We start from the raw sequence: 15,751 nt of genomic DNA, 5'->3' as shown, positions 1-15,751 counted from the left end.
TGCCCATTTCACTTCACTTGAATATACGTTTTTGCCCACGCAAAAACACCTCCGATGCTAGCACTTTTTTAAAGTGTACCACTGCGAAGGTGTTTTTATATTGTCTCAAAAATTTAGGTTAGCCCAGAAGCCCGCACAGGCTTCACTCGTTTTTAGTTATCGCGCTTATCGAATGTGATTGAGGCAATCGCATCGTGCTGATGAATCGACTCTTCGTTGCGGCATTCGACGAAGAAGTTGACGACTTGTTTCATTTCATACAAGTCAGCCGCGATCAAGCGGACCATGTCTTCGACGAAACGCGGGTTCTCGTACGCGATTTCCGTGGCACGCTTCTCATCCGGACGTTTCAAGACAGGGTGAAGCGGGGCCGATGCGTTCGACTCAGCTGCCTCAAGAAGCGCGAGACGCCAGTCGAAACCGTCGAGCGATGCTTCATCGAGACCGGCTTCAATCGTGATGTAGCCGCGTTGGTTGTGGGCGCTGTACTCGCTGATTTCTTTCGAGCATGGGCAGAGCGTTGTCACGTTGATGACGAGACCGACCGTCACGCTTGCCATCCCTGTCTCGAGGTTGTACGTCACGTTGTGCATGACGTCCGCATTCATGAGACCGCTGAGACCTGTGGCCGGGGCTTTCCGGCTGAAGAACCATGGGTAACGGACCGTCAATTGACCTTCCGTCTGTTCCATGCGCTCGGCGAGTTCTTGCGCGAACTCGATGAGCGAGCGGTTCGATAACGTCCAGCCTTGCGTGTGGTACGCGTCGAGCTGTTCTGTCAGACGTGACATGTTGATGCCTTTACGGTCTTGGACGAGCGAAGTCGTCAACTCGAACGTGGCGACCGTCGCTTGGATGCCGTCTGGCGTCTCGATGTTGACTGGGTGTTTGACGTTTGAGATGCCGACGCTGTCAAGCGCGAACAAGAAGTTTTTTGGTGTGTTTTGTAGATCGACCATTTTATCTTTTTCAGTTGGTTTCGTGCCTTTGATGGGCGGGACCGAACCGAATAATTTATGTCGTTCTGCTTTAGTAGGTAAAGCGACATGGCTTGTAGACATAATCGGATTCTCCTTTTTTGAGAGGGCAAATGACTGCCACTCGTTCTTGTTAGGATTTTATCACGAAATGTACATCGACCGGGTACCATTTTGCTCTCTGAACATGCTTTGAACGTGCTTTGCATGTCCTCATAAATAAAAAAACTTCAGCAATTGAAGAAAAGAAGATTGATTTCGTGTTAAATCGGGAATAAAATGTTCCTGTGAACTTAAAAAATAGATCACTGTTAAATATGAAGGAACACAACAGAAAAAGGGGATGTTTTAATGGATTGGCAGTTAATCCTGCAGTACGCCTGGATCATTGTCGTACTCGTCGGTCTAGAAGGGCTACTTTCTGCAGACAACGCACTCGTCTTGGCGGTTATGGTCAAGCACTTGCCGCGGACGGAACAGAAGAAGGCACTATTTTACGGCTTGCTTGGAGCGTTCGTTTTCCGCTTCATCGCATTGTTCCTAATCTCATTCTTGATCAACGTCTGGCAAGTCCAGGCGCTCGGTGCGCTTTACTTGATCGGAATGAGTGCACGACATCTGTATATGACCTATAAGGCCCGCAAGCTAGAGCCGAAACAAGATCTCGCTGCTGAGGCGAAAGAAGAGACGGCTGTCACAGAGAAGCCGGTCACGAAGAAAGAATTCTGGTGGACGGTTGCTAAAGTCGAGTTTGCCGACATCGCCTTCGCGGTCGATTCGATTCTCGCAGCGGTCGCGCTCGCGGTCAGCTTGCCGCCACTCGGTCTCGGTGAAATCGGTGGGATCGACTCTGGTCAGTTCTTCGTCGTCTTGACAGGTGGACTCATCGGGGTCATCTTGATGCGTTTCGCTGCTCGAATTTTCGTCAAACTGTTGCATCAACGCCCATCACTCGAAACAGCTGCTTTCATCATCGTCGGCTGGGTCGGTGTGAAGTTGACGGTGCTCGTGCTTGAACACCCTGGCTTCAAGAAATTGATTGCCGGCACACCGTTCGAATTCATGGGTCTTCCGGACGGATTCGTCCACTCGACGGCGTGGACCGTGTTCTTCTGGTCGGTCATGGTCGGTATCGCGGTATGGGGTTGGTTCTCTTCAAAACCGACAGCCGCTGCCAAACATTAAAAAAATGGTCTCTCACCTTTGGGCGAGAGACCATTTTTCATGCTGTCACGTCTTGCTTCTCGTAAATCGGCACCCAGCCTTCGGTCGTCACGAAAATCCGGACGGCGACGACTTTGCGGTCGTCTTGGAGCGTGAAGTAGTGGCGTGTGTTCACCGGCACCGAGATGAGGTCGCCTGGGTTGAGCTCGATGTTGAAATAGCCACGTTCGGCGTCATCGATGGCGAAGATGCCATGGCCGCTGACGATGAAGCGGACCTCGTCATCTGTGTGGTGATGTTCCTTTTGGAAGTTGACGAGCAGTTCGTCCAAGTTCGGCGTCGCATCCGACAACGAGATGACGTCTGCCGTCTCATAGCCACGTCGCTCCGACACGTCGCGAATCTCGTCACGGAACGTCGACAAAATCGCTTGTTTGTCCTCGTCCGTCAACTGATAGTTCTCTTGCAGGTTTTCCGGGAGCTTTGTGATGTCCCACTGTTCGTACAGAATCCCGCGAGACTCTAAAAAGGCACTCACTTCAGTTTGATCGACGTAACGCTCTTCGGTTTGTTGGAAATAGACAGTTGCCATGGTTGGTTCCTCCTTATGAATGGACGCCTAGGGCGCGTAGTTTTAATGTATAGCTGAACAAAAATTCGTAAGCCTCTAAATAGCGTTTGGCCGCGTCCGGGGTCTCGCCCCAGACGGTGATACCATGATTGCGGATGAGAACGGCACCGGCGCTTGCGTGGATGTGAGGGGCGAAGGCGGCCGCGAGCGTCGGGATGTCCGCATGGTTTTCGATGATTGGCACGCGAACGACCGCGTCCTCGTCCCAGTAGCCGAGCGCCTTGATGATCTCTTGGCCGGTGAAGACGACTTCGCCGGTGGCAGCATGGAGCTCGGAGATGACGTTATTGTCGACCGTATGGACATGGAGCGAACACGTCGCGTCCGTCCGATTGAACACTTCAACGTGGAGCAGCGTCTCGGCGGATGGTTTTCCTGTCTGTTCGCCGATCAAGCGTCCGGCCGCATCGACGTGAACAAAGTCTTCCGGTGTTCGTTTTCGTTTATCGCGTCCGCTCGCCGTGACGAGAAATTCGAGCGGATCGTCGGAAACGCGAATCGCCAAATTCCCACTCGTTCCGGGGAACCAGTCGCGGGCGGCGAGTTCGTCTTTAATGTCGGCGAGTTCAAGCCAACGTGTCGCAAGGCTCATACGACCACCTCCTTCAAGTGATGGGTGATGTCGTCAAACGTCTCGAACGGTGCGTAACGGATGCCTGCCGCTTCGCAGAGCGTGATGAGTTGACCTCGTGCGTAGACGAAGTCGGCACGCTTCGCGACCTCGAAGTCGGTCACTGAGTCGCCGATGACGATCAAGCGGTCGGCGGGATTGACGATGCGACGAGCGAGCGTCGGCTTGCAACAGCCGCAATCGTTCGTACATTGTTCATCGCAAGCGTGTGGCCAAGCGACGGTGACCGTCTCAGCGGAGAAGTCGGCGACGTTGCAGTAGATATGCTCGGGGGCGACATGCCCGTCCAAGACCGGCTGCACGAAGAAGTCCATCCCGCCGCTGACGACGTCAAACTTCCAGCCATGGGCCCGAACTTCTTCTAAAAATGCCGGGAACCCTTGGCGGAGCGTGATGCGCTCCAACAAATAATCACGGTAGGCCGGGGCATCTGCGCTCGGCAATAGTTGAAACAGTTGACCGACACCGGAGCGAATCGAAATCCGTTGCTCGAGGACCGCATCTTTCAACTCGACCCAAGCCGGCGGGGCGAACGCCTTCATCAACGCGATAATATTGTCTTCCGCCGTGATCGTCCCGTCGAAGTCGCAGAGGATATGGACCGTCATCGTGACGCCCACGCCTTCAACGCGGTATCGAGCTCGTCCGTCTGTCCTTCGGTTTGGCCGAGAACGTGAGCGATCGCTTGTCGGAAAGCACGAGCCCCGGCGGCTGCGCCGTCCGGGTGTCCGTGAATGCCACCGCCGGCGTTGATGACGACATCCGTCCCGAAATCACGAATGATATCGGCGACGAGTCCTGGATGAATCCCGGCTGACGGGACCGGTAAAATCGGTTTCGACCAATGCGGTTCGGCGCTCTGGTCACGAATCGTGAACGCCTCGTCACGCGGTGTCGCGAGGGAGCCGTACGGAGACGGGAAGAGCGTTAAATCGGCCCCGGCGAGGCGTGGGAGTTTACCGAGTAAGAGCGAATGACTGATTGATCCGGTCAAGGCGCCGGCAAAGGCCGGATGTGCCAAGATGGGGACGCGTATGTCTGAATCGTTCGCAAGTTCGCGCAGTGCGTCGAGACCGTACGTATAGACGTTGAACAGGAGCGCTGTCGCACCTGCCTCGATAAGACGGAGCGCCTGGTCACGTAGACCGAACACGGGGCCGCTCAGCGTGATGGCGTAGAGGACACGTTTCCCGGTCGCCTCGAAGTGGGCTTGAATGACGTCCGCTCCGATCCGGGCCCGTTCGAGCGATGGGGTGAGCGGGTTGTCGTATAAAATCTCGTCGTCTTTGACGATATCGATGCCTCCGGCGAACTGATCGCGGAGTTGCTGCTCGAGAAACGCGAGGTCACGGCCGATGACACCTTTGAAGATGCTCATGACGAGCGGGCGATCATGAACACCGAGTAACTCGCGAATTCCAGTGACCCCGAACTTGGCGCCTTTGAAATGAGGGGCGAGCGTCTCGGGCAACGTCAAATCGATTAACCGAATCGAATCGTCGAGGGACAGTTTCCCGAACGTCGTCGTCAAGATGGATGAAAAGTCAGGGCTGACATTATGTAACGGGTAGCGGATTGTGAAGCGGCTCGTCGTATCCGTATGTGTGGTCGACACGACCTCACCCCGGTACGCCTGTAACTGCTCTTGCTCTAAGTGAGGCAGCTCCGTCCAAGTACCGACCGTCAGCTCGAGGGCGATTTTGTCGGCGACGGTCGCGACCGCGTCCGTTCGTTTGATTTCATATGTGGCAGTGATACTCATATGGTTCCTCCTTCCAGGCAAACAAAAAATGACCCCATGCCGAGGCAAGAGGTCATCATAAAAAATGAACTCTTATCTCTCAGCTTTCGCTGCAAGAATTAGCACCGTGCCATCTCTGGTCGGTTGCTGCGACATCATCGGGCTCGTCCCTCCGTCTGCTCTTGATAAGAATGTGATTTGAAGTTGTGAAATTTAATTGAATTTTTGCACAGAATCATCACGTCGTCAATTCCTTTTTTTCCAAAAAAAATATTTTGGGAAGTTGTTTCCATATATGCACAAAAAAAGACGGAGTTGCGTCGAGAAAATGACGTTGACAATCGTGACGTCGAGTCCGTAATATTCATCACATAAGTTCACCGAATCGAATAACACACTCTTATCGCGAGTTGGCAGAGGGAATTGGCCCGATGACGCCGCAGCAACCGACCACTAGGCACGGTGCTACATCCACCAGACGAATGTCTGACAGATGAGAGGAACAACCATTTTGGCTGTGCCTCTTTCTCGCGGAGAAAGGGGCTTTTTTTGTGGGCAACGTACAGGAAGGGGAAAACATCATGTCATATCAACCATTTACAGAACAGACCGTCGTCGAGCACGTCCGTCAATTAGGATACTTGCAAGAAGGAATCGCCGAGTGCGAGGAGATCGGGGACGGCAACTTGAATCTCGTGTTTCGGATTCGCCAAGGCGAACAGCGCCTGATCGTCAAACAAGCGCTCCCATACGCCAAAGTCGTCGGTGAGAGCTGGCCGCTCACGCTCGAGCGGGCATGGATTGAACAGTTGGCACTCCGTGAGTTTGCGACTGTCGCGCCTCGGTTCGTCCCGGCTGTCCTTGGCAGCGACCGGACACTCGCTTACACGATTATAGAAGATCTATCTGATTATGAGATTGTCCGCACCGGCTATTTGAACGGGGAGAGCTACCCGGAACTCGCCCGTCATGTCGGTGAATTTTTGGGCGAGACGCTGTTTGCGACGTCGGATTACGCAGCTGGACCGATCGCGAAGAAGCGGATTGAACGTGACTATTACAACCCGGAACTGTGTGACATCACCGAGAAGCTCATCTTCACCGATCCGTTCAAAGACGCGGAGTCGAACAACATCGAGACGGCGCTGCGAGCAGATGTCGAACGCCTTTGGCAAGACCAGGCGCTCAAGATCGAGGTGACGAAATTGAAAGTCGGGTTTGTCACGAAACATGAGGCACTCCTGCATGGAGACTTACATACGGGCAGCATCTTCGCGACTCAACAAGAGACGAAAATCATCGATCCAGAGTTCGCATTTTACGGACCGTTCGGCTTCGACCTCGGCCAAATCATCGCCCATTTGACGCTGTCGACGTTCTATGACCCGCTCAAACGCTTCGAGCGTTTCACGGACGTCTTGACGGTGTGGGAGACGTTCGAGAAGACGTTTCGGGCTAATTTTGAGCGCGCCGTCGAGCCATTCAATACGGATGGTTTCGTCGACGAGTTGTTGCGGACGGTCTTCAGCGACACGATCGGCTACGCCGGTTGCGAACTCATTCGCCGTGCCGTCGGACTGGCCGGTGTCGCCGATCTCGAGACATTGCCGGAAGCGACGCGGCTCGAACGAAAACGTGACGCGCTCGCCCTCGGGACGGCGCTCATTAAAGAACGACACAGCGTCGAATCGATTGACGACTTGGTGACACTCCTGTCGGGGGTGCGCGTATGACGGTCCAAAACATCCGTTTCCATTCACAGACAGACGAACTCATCGTATTGGACCAGACGTTGTTGCCGCATGAAGAGCGTTACGTGACAATCGAGACGCTTGAACAGGCCGAACATGCCATCGAGACGCTCCAAGTCCGCGGCGCACCGGCCATCGCTTACTTCGGGGCGTTCGTCCTCGCCAAAGAAGCGGGACGGTTAGTCGATGACCCGGACTTCACGCGTCGGCTCGACCTCGTCGGACGCCGCTTGATTGCGACCCGGCCGACAGCGGTCAATCTGCAAAACGTGATTGAATCGCTCCTTGATTTAAATGTCGGGGATGATTTTGAGGCGATTGCCGAGGAAATCAAACGCCGCGCCATCGCTTTGTACGACCGGGACGTCGATACGTACCGGGCCATCGGCGAGCATGCACTGACGGTGTTGCCGGCCGGGGGGAACGTATTGACGATTTGCAACGCCGGTGCCATCGCGACATCGCGTTACGGCACGGCGCTCGCACCGTTTTACGTCGGAAAAGAACGTGGCGTATCCTTCAACGTCTTCGCCTGTGAGACGCGACCGCTCCTGCAAGGGGCACGCCTCACCGTCTGGGAGCTCGATCGGGCCGATATCGACGTGACGCTCATCACGGACAATATGGCGGCTTGGACGATTCAGTCAAAACGAGTCGACGCCATCATCGTCGGAGCCGACCGTATCACACGGACGGGTCACGTCGCCAATAAAATCGGGACGTTGCAGCTCGCCGTCCTCGCCAAACATTACGGCATTCCGTTCTATGTCGCGGCGCCGCATTCGACGTTCGATTTGACGGCGGATGACACGATTGAAATCGAGGAGCGGAATCCGTCAGAAGTGACACATATCGGCGGTCAACCGACGGCGCCTGTCGGTATCACCGTCTTCAATCCGGCGTTCGACGTCACGACGCCCGACCTCATCACCGGACTCATCACCGAGGCGGGGGTGTTCGGACCGACAGAAGCCACCATCACACATCATGTAGGGGGAACGATTCATGTCTAAAAAACTATTGATTTTGTTATTCACATTCGTCTTGGCGCTCGTCGGTTGCACGAACGAGCAAGCGGCCCCATCGAAGCCGGTCGAGAAGACGGCAGAGACCAAGCCCGTCTCGGTCTCGAACGGGACGTTGCCGAAAGAAATCGACGTCGCCTTGATTATGCAAATGTCGATTGGGACGTTCTCGTCGCAGTATATCAATGGGGTGACGGAACAAGTCGAATCGTTCGGCGGCAACGTGAAAGTGTACAACGCTGACAACGATCTGTCGAAGATGGCGAGCTACGTCGACACGGCGACGACGCAAGGCGTCGATGTCATCTTGATTGACCATGGCCGCGCCGATGCATTGAAAGAACCGGTCCAACGCGCACTCGACAAAGGCATCCAAGTCGTCGCGTTCGACAACGATTTGACGAACGAAGGCGTAACGGTCATCGACCAGGACGACTATTCGCTCGCCTGGCGTTCGCTCAAGGCACTCGCTGAAGATTTGGACGGCGAAGGCAACATCGTCACGATTTGGGTCGGTGGCTTCACACCGATGGAACGACGCCACACGATTTACGATGCGTTCTTGAAACGCTATCCGGGCATTACGGAAGTCGCCAAGTTCGGTTCGGCGACGAACAATACGGCGCTCGACACACAGAGCCAGATGGAAGCAATTTTGAAGAAATATCCGGAAGGCGAGATTGATGCCGTATTCGCGATGTGGGACGAGTTCGCCAAAGGGGCGAGCCGTGCCATCAAACAGGCCGGACGCGATGAAATCGACGTCTATGGCATCGATTTGAGTGACGAAGACCTTCAACTCATGCAAGAGGACGGCAGCCCGTGGAAAGTGACGGCGGCGACCGACCCGGCTGAAATCGGACGCATCCAAGTCCGTTACGCGTATCAAAAATTAGCGGGTGAAGAGACGCCGTCGATTCATTCGGTCGACCCATATCTCGTCGACCGTGACGTCTTGCCGGACGAGAAAGTGACGATGGACGACCTCGGCCAATACGTCCCGAACTGGGGCGCATCAGACGCGGCCTGGTCGGACTGGATGAAAGGGACGGACTGATGTTACGGCTCGAACGCGTCACGAAACGCTATGGCGACGTCACCGTGCTCGACGATGTCAGCTTCACGCTCCGACGTGGCGAGATTCATGGATTGCTTGGATTGAACGGGGCCGGAAAGAGTACGCTCGTGAAGCTGTTGAGTGGCGCCATCATCCCGACGTCCGGGACGGTCGAGCTCGACGAAACGGCGGTCACATTCACACCGGCCGAGGCGATTCGCCGCGGGGTCATCACGGTGTCGCAAGAAGTCGATGACGCGCTCTATCTCGATTTACCGATTTATGAGAACGTCGTGCCGTGGCAGGCGGTCGAGCGGATTCGTCCTCGCGAACTAAAACAGCGAGCGGCTGCCTACTTGGAACGTGTCGGGCTAGAGATTGACGTGACCGAACCGGTCGGGCGTTTCCCGCTCAGTGTCAAACAACGTGTCTTGATTGCCCGTTCGCTCGCGAGTGATGCGGCCTACCTCTTGCTCGACGAACCGACGGCCGCCTTGTCGACGGATGATGCGGCGGCACTGCTCACATTACTGCAGTCGCTCGCAGCAGAGGACGTCGGCATTCTTCTCATCACCCATCGATCGGACGAACTGTCGCTTATCACCACGACGACGACGTTCCTCCGGGATGGGCGCATCGCTTACGAAGGGCCGTTTCAGGCGTTGTCAGAACGGGATATCCATACGTATTTGAGCGGATCCGACATGGCAGAGGCGGTAGAGAAAGCCGTTCCTGAAACCGAGATCCGGATTCAGGCAGACCTCACGTTACCGACGTTCGGGACGAGGCTTTCGTTCACGGCGTATAAAGGCGAAGTCGTCGGCATCGGCGGCGTCACCGGGAGCGGGAAGACGGAGTTGATTGAGGCGCTATTCGGTCTCTCTGGTGTCGAACAACAAGTGACGTTGGACGGGAAACCGCTCAAGATTCGTGAACCGCGTCAGGCGGTCCGGTCCGGATTTGCCCTCGTACCAGAAGAACGCCGGAAACAGGGGCTTTTCCTCGACGATTCGATTGAACGGAACGTCCTCGCGATTGAAGGGAAGGCGAACGCGATCACACATGTATTGGCCTCGCTGCGAGTGAAATACGACCAGGTCGGGCAACCGGTCCGGGAGCTGAGCGGGGGGAATCAACAGAAGATCGTCCTCAGCAAATGGCTTCTCGAGGACCGGGACGTCTATCTGCTCGACGAACCGACGAAAGGCGTCGACGTGACGGCGAAACGGGACATTTATGAACTCGTCACCCGCCTCGCCAAAGACGGGAAAACCGTCATCTTCACATCGAGCGAACCGCATGAATTAGAATTGGTCGCCAACCGGACGCTCTGGCTCGACCGCGGCCGTTGGCAACAGAAAGGAGGCGTCTAACATGGCCCAACTCGTCTTAAAACAACGCACGAAACGCTTCAGTGGCATCGGTCAATATGGGACGCTGTTCGCGATTCTCGCACTCATCGCCGTCTTCGGTGTGACGAACGACCAGTTTTTGACGTACGCGAACTTTAGCGACATCATCAAATCCGTATCAATCGTCTCCTTGCTCGCCCTCGGGGTGACGTTCTCGCTTATCGTCGGCGGATTCGACTTATCGGTCGGCTCGACGGCGAGCCTTGCAACAATCGGGGCGGCGTCAAGCCTCGTGTTACATAGTCAAGAACTGCTCGTCGCTTTGCTCGTCCCGATTGCGCTCGGTGTGCTCGTCGGGCTCTTGAACGCACTCGTGACAATCAAGTTCCGGTTACCGGACTTGCTCGCGACGCTCGCCATCATGTACGTCATCAACGGGGTCCAATTGACGTATACGAAAGGATTCTCGATTTACGACAATATGCCGATTGAAGGAGGGACGGCACCGGGACGTTTTATCCCGTCGTTCCTCTTCATCGGCCAAGGCTCGATCGGCCCAATCCCATTCGTCGCCATTTTGATGCTTCTGTTCTTCGCCGGGGCCCATCTGTTTTTGACGTATTCGAAGACGGGACGTGAGTTTTATTACGTCGGCTCGAACGTCGAGGCGGCCCGCCGCTCCGGCATCGCCGTCACACGGATTAAGCTGTACGCTTACGTGTTGAGTGGTCTGTTCGCGGCCATCGGCGGCATCATTTTGGCGTCGCGCATCGGCACCGGACAAGTATCGGCCGGCGCACCACTCTTGATGGACGCCGTCGCAGCCGCCTACATCGGCTACGCCGTCTTCGGGACCGGACGACCGAACGTCGTCGGTACGTTGATCGGTGCCATCTTGATTGGGATTTTGTTGAACGGACTGACGATGTGGGACGTGCCGTATTATGCCCAAGATATCGTCAAAGGGGCGATTTTGATTGCGGCGCTCGGTTTGTCATACATCCAAAAGAAACAGCTCACATAGGGAAAGTCCTCAGAACGGTTGGTTCTGAGGACTTTCTTGACGTTCCATCTGGATGAAGGCGAACGTGCTCCCGTTCGTCGATTGTTGAAACGAACCGGTCTGTTTGAAACCGCACGTCTCATAGACACGGATCGCCCGTACGTTGAAGGCGGCGACGGACAAGGTGATGCGATGAGGCGAGTATGTCGCTTTGACGAAGTCTAGAATCGATGTGACGAACGTCCGTCCGCTCCCGTTCCCGGTCAAATCGGGTTTCATGCCGAGGCCGATATCGACCGTTTCAGCATCCGTTTGCGCGACGCTCACGAACCCGACGAGTTCACCGTCAGACGTGATGGCGAACACCGACTGTCCACGCTGTTCGACGTCTAAAAATTCGGCCAAATCGTCCTGATCGGCCTCCATTTTGTAAAAGGAATAATCCCCTTCATAGTGCCACGTGTAGGCGATTGTTTCCGCCTGTGGCTGGGTCAGGACAGCGAATTGATGGGTCATTTGAATTTCCTCGTTTCACAAGCAAGATGTAGTGCTACACTCATCATAGCACCACCAACTTGGAAAATGAGGTGATTACATGGGAATCAAGCTAGATATGATTGGCATCGTCGTCGAAGACATGAAACGGGCGCTCGATTTTTATCGGCTGCTCGGCCTGTCGATTCCGGAAGCGATGGATGGGGAAGCGCACGTTGAGGTCGATGACGGCGGTGTCCGGCTCGCCTTTGATGCGGTCGAAGTGGCCGAATCGGTGTATGGGGAATGGAAACCGGCGACGGGGCACCGGATCGAACTCGCCTTCTTGTGCGATAGTCGAAATGAGCTAGACGCGTGCTATGAAGCGATTGTCGGGCACGGCTATGCCTCACATCGCGAACCGTGGGATGCGTTCTGGGGGCAACGTTATGCCATCGTCATCGACCCGGACGGAAACCTCATCAGTCTATTCGCCGCATGACAAAACCCTCGCCGGATGGCGAGGGTTTATTCGTCGTGTGTCTCGCCCCAAGAGCAGAGCGCCTTCATGGCTGGTTGTAGGCTGAGTGCATCATCGGTGAGCGAGTATGCGACGTGAAGCTGTTTCTCGGTCGAATAGTCGATGCGGCGGACCATGCCAAGTTGTTCGAGTTCACGGAGTTGGTCGGTCAACACTTTACGGCTGACGTCAGGGATGGCGCGTTGAATCTCTGAGAAGCGGCGCGGGCCGTTCTCGAGCGTACAGTACACCTGAGGCCGCCATTTACCGCCGATGATGTCGAGCGCCTTATTGACAGGGAACGGGGTCGTCATGTTCAATTCGCCTCGCTTTCGGGTAGTTACTTGAATGTGCGTACTTTTTTTATTGCTGCGATGAAGGTATCGTATCGTTATCCATCAAATTGAGCAAACAAAAAGGAGCGGATGACAGTGACATATCCACGTACATTCTCACATATCGGACTATCGGTCCCGAGTGTGACGGAAGCAGTTAAATTTTATGAGGACGTGATGGGCTGGTACACCATCATGCAACCATCAGACGTCGTCGAAGACGACTCGCCGATCGGTGTCATGTGCACGGACGTGTTCGGACCGGGCTGGGGCAGCTTCAGAATCGCCCACATGTCGACCGGCGATAAGATTGGCATCGAGCTGTTCGAGTTCCCGAACAATGAGAAGCCGGAGAACAATTTCGAGTTTTGGAAGACGGGTATTTTCCACTATTGCGTCCAAGACCCGGACATCGAAGGACTCGTCGAGAAAATCGTCGCCCATGGCGGAAAACAACGGATGCCAATCCGGGAATATTACCCGGGCGATAAACCGTACCGGATGGTGTATTGTGAAGACCCGTTCGGCAACCTCGTCGAAATCTACTCGCATTCCTATGAACTGACGTATTCGGAAGGAGCGTATTGAGCATGAAGGCTTGGCTACTTGATCAACCTGGATTAGAACATCTGCACATCGGTGAGGTGGAGCGACCGACACCAGATGCGGGCGAACTGCTCATCAAAGTCGAAGCGGTCGCCTTGAACCCGGTCGACTATAAAGTCGGCACGAACGGCAACCCGAACTGGTCCTATCCACACATTCTCGGCGTCGACCTGGTCGGGGAAGTCGTCGAAGTCGGTTCGAGCATCGCCAATATCATTACCGGTTCACGTGTCGCCGTCCACACGAGTCTTGGAAACAACGGCGGCTTCGCCGAGTATGCGGTCGTCGATGCGCGTGCTTGCGCCGTCGTCCCGCCGGAAGTGAGCGACGAGGCCGCTGCGGCCATCCTCTGTGCCGGCATGACAGCGTATGAGGCCATTATGCAGAAGTTGAACACACGCGACAAAGAGACGATTCTCGTCCACGCCGGAGCGGGCGGAGTCGGTGGTTACGCGATTCAACTTGCCAAAAAACTTGGGCTCAAAGTGTTCACAACCGCATCGCCGGAAAACTTTGACTGGGTCACATCGCTCGGTGCCGATGTCGCCATCGACTACAACGTCGAGGATGTGACGGAGAAAATCATGGAACTGACAGACGGTCGCGGTGTCGACTTGATTTTGAACACGGTCGGACGCGACGTGGCGACGGCCGATTTGGATCGACTCGCATTCAGCGGACAGCTCGCTTATATCGCCGGTCCACCTGACATGTCGAACATGAAAGGGTTCACGCTGTCGCCTTCGATTCATGAAGTCGCCCTCGGTGCGGCCCATGCGAGTGAGAACGAGCGGGCCATCCGTAACTTGTCCTATATGGCCGAAGAGATGATGAAGCTGCTCGAGGCGGATGAATTGAACGACCTCGTCACGGACGTCTTGCCGTTCGAACGGTTAAAAGATGGTTTGGAACAGCTACAAACACGCAAAGTGCGCGGCAAATTAATCGTCCGCATGCGCGACTAACTTGGGAGCCTCCTGTCTACGGACAGGGGGCTTGTTGTGGAGGGGATGACATGGATTTACGCACATCATATCAACAGACGTCGCATCAACTGAGCGGTCACGGGAAACGAACTGTCGGCGTCTTGCAGCAGGCGTTCACTGAGGTCGACCCGAATCAGGTGAGCGACCACTATGGGACGGGCGAGGTCATCATGCGGTTCGAGCAAAAAATGGCGCAAGAACTGGGCATGGAGGATGCAATTTTCTTCCCGAGCGGCACGATGGCACAACAGATCGCCTTACGGATTTGGGCGGACGAGACCGGAAATCGAAACGTCGCCTATCATCCGCTCTGTCACTTGGAGATTCACGAACAGGACGGGGTGAAGGAGTTGCATCACCTCGAAGCGATTTTGCTTGGGGATGACGACCGGTTGATGACGCTCGACGAAGTGAAGGCGTTACCGGATGTCGCCTGCCTGTTGATTGAGTTGCCACAACGGGAACTCGGCGGTTACTTACCGTCATTTGCTGAACTTGAGGCGATTAGTCATTTGTGCCGGGAGAGAGGGATTCGTCTGCATCTAGATGGAGCGCGCCTCCTCGAGACGCTCCCATATTATGAGAAGACAGCGGAGGAAGTATGTGCGTTGTTCGATAGCGTCTACGTCTCATTCTATAAAGGCATCGGCGGTATTGCAGGTGCCATCTTAGCGGGACCGAAACCATTCTGTGCCGAAGCGAGAGTTTGGAAACGGCGGTACGGTGGCGATTTGATTGGACTGTACCCTTACATCATCCCGGCCGACTATTACTACGAGCTACGGAAAGACCGAATGGGGACGTATGTCGAGCAGGCGAAGGAACTGGCGCGCCGCTTCAATGCGATCGACGGAGTGTGGACGACACCGGAAGTCCCGGTGACGAACATGTTCCATCTTCATCTCGAAGGGGACGACGAAGCGGTCGCGGCACGGATTCAATCCGTTCAAGAGACGACAGGGGTCGGCGTCACGGGCTATCTCGTACCACATGACGACTATTGTTCGACCGAGATCAGTATCGGGGATGCGTATGGAGAGATTGATGAACATCAACTCAATCGATTATTCGAACAATTAGAGCAATGATGAGCTAGAAAGAAGGGATATCGGTGAAACTAGATTTAGAAAAGACGGTCGATTCGCAGTACATCCAGCAACATCTCGCCAACGAGCGGACGTTCCTCGCCTGGATTCGGACGGCCATCACGGTCATCGGAATCGGCTTTCTCGTGACGAACTTCCACTACTATCGAAGTGAAAATTTGAGCGGGGCCGAGCACCAATTGATTACGGCAATCGGCATCTTGTCAATTATTTTCGGGATCGCGACGATTCTCGTCGGGACCCGGTCGTATTTGAAAAAGGTCCATACAATCAACTCTCAGCAGTTCAAGTCAGCGAAGATGAGCCTTGTCGCGCTCGCCATCGGGATGGTGTTCATTTTCACGTTGATTTTGATTGTCAGTTACTTTTTATTTTGACGACAAACAAGCACT

At 54.9% G+C, this 15,751-nt stretch carries 18 protein-coding genes and 2 riboswitches; of the genes, 11 read left to right on the top strand and 7 right to left on the bottom strand.

The genetic code is table 11. The annotated features are described in order from the left end of the window. Window positions 1-152: 152 nt before the first annotated feature. Entirely contained in the window at window positions 153-1,061 is a 909-nt protein-coding gene (gene folE2, locus KNP85_RS07010; protein ID WP_021066012.1) for a GTP cyclohydrolase FolE2, read from the bottom strand. A gap of 267 nt (window positions 1,062-1,328) precedes the next feature. Here folE2 and KNP85_RS07005 point away from each other — a divergent pair, with 267 nt between their 5' ends. Then, window positions 1,329-2,162: a TerC family protein gene (locus KNP85_RS07005; protein ID WP_021066013.1), complete on the top strand. Its 834-nt coding sequence runs from the start codon at window positions 1,329-1,331 to the stop codon at window positions 2,160-2,162. A gap of 37 nt (window positions 2,163-2,199) precedes the next feature. Here the strand turns inward: KNP85_RS07005 and KNP85_RS07000 are convergent, their stop codons facing one another. The 4 genes from KNP85_RS07000 to KNP85_RS06985 are packed head-to-tail and all read right to left on the bottom strand — an operon-like array spanning window position 2,200 to window position 5,165. Beyond that, entirely contained in the window at window positions 2,200-2,733 is a 534-nt protein-coding gene (locus KNP85_RS07000; protein ID WP_021066014.1) for a 1,2-dihydroxy-3-keto-5-methylthiopentene dioxygenase, read from the bottom strand. Window positions 2,734-2,746: 13 nt separating this feature from the next. Continuing rightward, the gene (locus KNP85_RS06995) at window positions 2,747-3,364 is read right to left on the bottom strand and encodes a methylthioribulose 1-phosphate dehydratase (protein WP_021066015.1); all 618 of its coding nucleotides are present in this window, start codon (window positions 3,362-3,364) and stop codon (window positions 2,747-2,749) included. Next, window positions 3,361-4,011: a 2-hydroxy-3-keto-5-methylthiopentenyl-1-phosphate phosphatase gene (locus KNP85_RS06990; RefSeq protein WP_021066016.1), complete on the bottom strand. Its 651-nt coding sequence runs from the start codon at window positions 4,009-4,011 to the stop codon at window positions 3,361-3,363. Before KNP85_RS06990 ends, KNP85_RS06995 begins: the two co-directional genes overlap by 4 nt. Next, a complete protein-coding gene (locus KNP85_RS06985; RefSeq protein ID WP_021066017.1) occupies window positions 4,008-5,165 on the bottom strand; it encodes a 2,3-diketo-5-methylthiopentyl-1-phosphate enolase in 1,158 nt (385 codons plus the stop codon). The genes KNP85_RS06990 and KNP85_RS06985 overlap by 4 nt, the downstream gene beginning before the upstream one ends. A gap of 69 nt (window positions 5,166-5,234) precedes the next feature. Beyond that, a riboswitch (SAM riboswitch) is annotated at window positions 5,235-5,336 on the bottom strand. A gap of 205 nt (window positions 5,337-5,541) precedes the next feature. Continuing rightward, a riboswitch (SAM riboswitch) is annotated at window positions 5,542-5,644 on the top strand. 81 nt (window positions 5,645-5,725) lie between these two features. Here KNP85_RS06985 and mtnK point away from each other — a divergent pair. From mtnK to KNP85_RS06960, 5 genes are read left to right on the top strand one after another with little or no spacing between them, the layout of a single operon-like run. Continuing rightward, window positions 5,726-6,877, top strand: a complete 1,152-nt coding sequence (mtnK, locus tag KNP85_RS06980) for an S-methyl-5-thioribose kinase (RefSeq protein WP_058765092.1) — start codon at window positions 5,726-5,728, stop codon at window positions 6,875-6,877. Continuing rightward, window positions 6,874-7,908: an S-methyl-5-thioribose-1-phosphate isomerase gene (mtnA, locus tag KNP85_RS06975; RefSeq protein ID WP_214802418.1), complete on the top strand. Its 1,035-nt coding sequence runs from the start codon at window positions 6,874-6,876 to the stop codon at window positions 7,906-7,908. Before mtnK ends, mtnA begins: the two co-directional genes overlap by 4 nt. Continuing rightward, entirely contained in the window at window positions 7,901-8,977 is a 1,077-nt protein-coding gene (locus KNP85_RS06970; protein ID WP_214802415.1) for a sugar ABC transporter substrate-binding protein, read from the top strand. Before mtnA ends, KNP85_RS06970 begins: the two co-directional genes overlap by 8 nt. Continuing rightward, window positions 8,977-10,350 carry a sugar ABC transporter ATP-binding protein gene (locus KNP85_RS06965; protein ID WP_214802412.1) on the top strand — a complete coding sequence of 458 codons (1,374 nt, stop codon included), beginning with the start codon at window positions 8,977-8,979 and terminating at the stop codon, window positions 10,348-10,350. The genes KNP85_RS06970 and KNP85_RS06965 overlap by 1 nt, the downstream gene beginning before the upstream one ends. Window position 10,351: 1 nt before the next feature. Then, complete coding sequence (locus tag KNP85_RS06960; protein ID WP_214802409.1) at window positions 10,352-11,353, top strand: ABC transporter permease; 1,002 nt, start codon at window positions 10,352-10,354, stop codon at window positions 11,351-11,353. 9 nt (window positions 11,354-11,362) lie between these two features. Here KNP85_RS06960 and KNP85_RS06955 read toward each other — a convergent pair whose 3' ends face one another. Then, window positions 11,363-11,848, bottom strand: coding sequence for a GNAT family N-acetyltransferase (locus KNP85_RS06955; RefSeq protein ID WP_214802405.1), 486 nt, complete (start codon window positions 11,846-11,848; stop codon window positions 11,363-11,365). 79 nt (window positions 11,849-11,927) lie between these two features. On the opposite strand from KNP85_RS06955, the gene KNP85_RS06950 reads away from it, so the two are divergent. Beyond that, entirely contained in the window at window positions 11,928-12,308 is a 381-nt protein-coding gene (locus tag KNP85_RS06950) for a VOC family protein (RefSeq protein WP_021066024.1), read from the top strand. Between the two features lie 26 nt (window positions 12,309-12,334). On the opposite strand, the gene KNP85_RS06945 is transcribed toward KNP85_RS06950, so the two are convergent. Next, a complete protein-coding gene (locus KNP85_RS06945; protein ID WP_214802403.1) occupies window positions 12,335-12,640 on the bottom strand; it encodes a winged helix-turn-helix transcriptional regulator in 306 nt (101 codons plus the stop codon). A gap of 117 nt (window positions 12,641-12,757) precedes the next feature. Between KNP85_RS06945 and KNP85_RS06940 the strand changes: the two genes are divergently transcribed. From KNP85_RS06940 to KNP85_RS06925, 4 genes are read left to right on the top strand one after another with little or no spacing between them, the layout of a single operon-like run. Continuing rightward, on the top strand, window positions 12,758-13,249 hold the full coding sequence (locus KNP85_RS06940) for a lactoylglutathione lyase family protein (RefSeq protein WP_021066026.1): 492 nt from the start codon (window positions 12,758-12,760) through the stop codon (window positions 13,247-13,249). 2 nt (window positions 13,250-13,251) lie between these two features. Then, on the top strand, window positions 13,252-14,232 hold the full coding sequence (locus KNP85_RS06935; RefSeq protein ID WP_214802400.1) for a zinc-binding dehydrogenase: 981 nt from the start codon (window positions 13,252-13,254) through the stop codon (window positions 14,230-14,232). Window positions 14,233-14,282: 50 nt separating this feature from the next. Further along, window positions 14,283-15,341 (top strand): threonine aldolase family protein, encoded by a 1,059-nt coding sequence (locus KNP85_RS06930; protein WP_214802397.1) that lies wholly within the window; start codon window positions 14,283-14,285, stop codon window positions 15,339-15,341. A gap of 23 nt (window positions 15,342-15,364) precedes the next feature. Beyond that, complete coding sequence (locus KNP85_RS06925) at window positions 15,365-15,736, top strand: YidH family protein (RefSeq protein WP_021066029.1); 372 nt, start codon at window positions 15,365-15,367, stop codon at window positions 15,734-15,736. Window positions 15,737-15,751 lie beyond the last annotated feature (15 nt).

It is taken from the genome of Exiguobacterium sp. s194 (assembly GCF_018618275.1).
GTDB classification, from domain to species: Bacteria; Bacillota; Bacilli; order Exiguobacteriales; family Exiguobacteriaceae; genus Exiguobacterium; species Exiguobacterium chiriqhucha.
The sequence above is the reverse complement of the archived record's forward strand: the minus strand, read 5'-3'. Positions and strand labels throughout refer to the sequence as shown.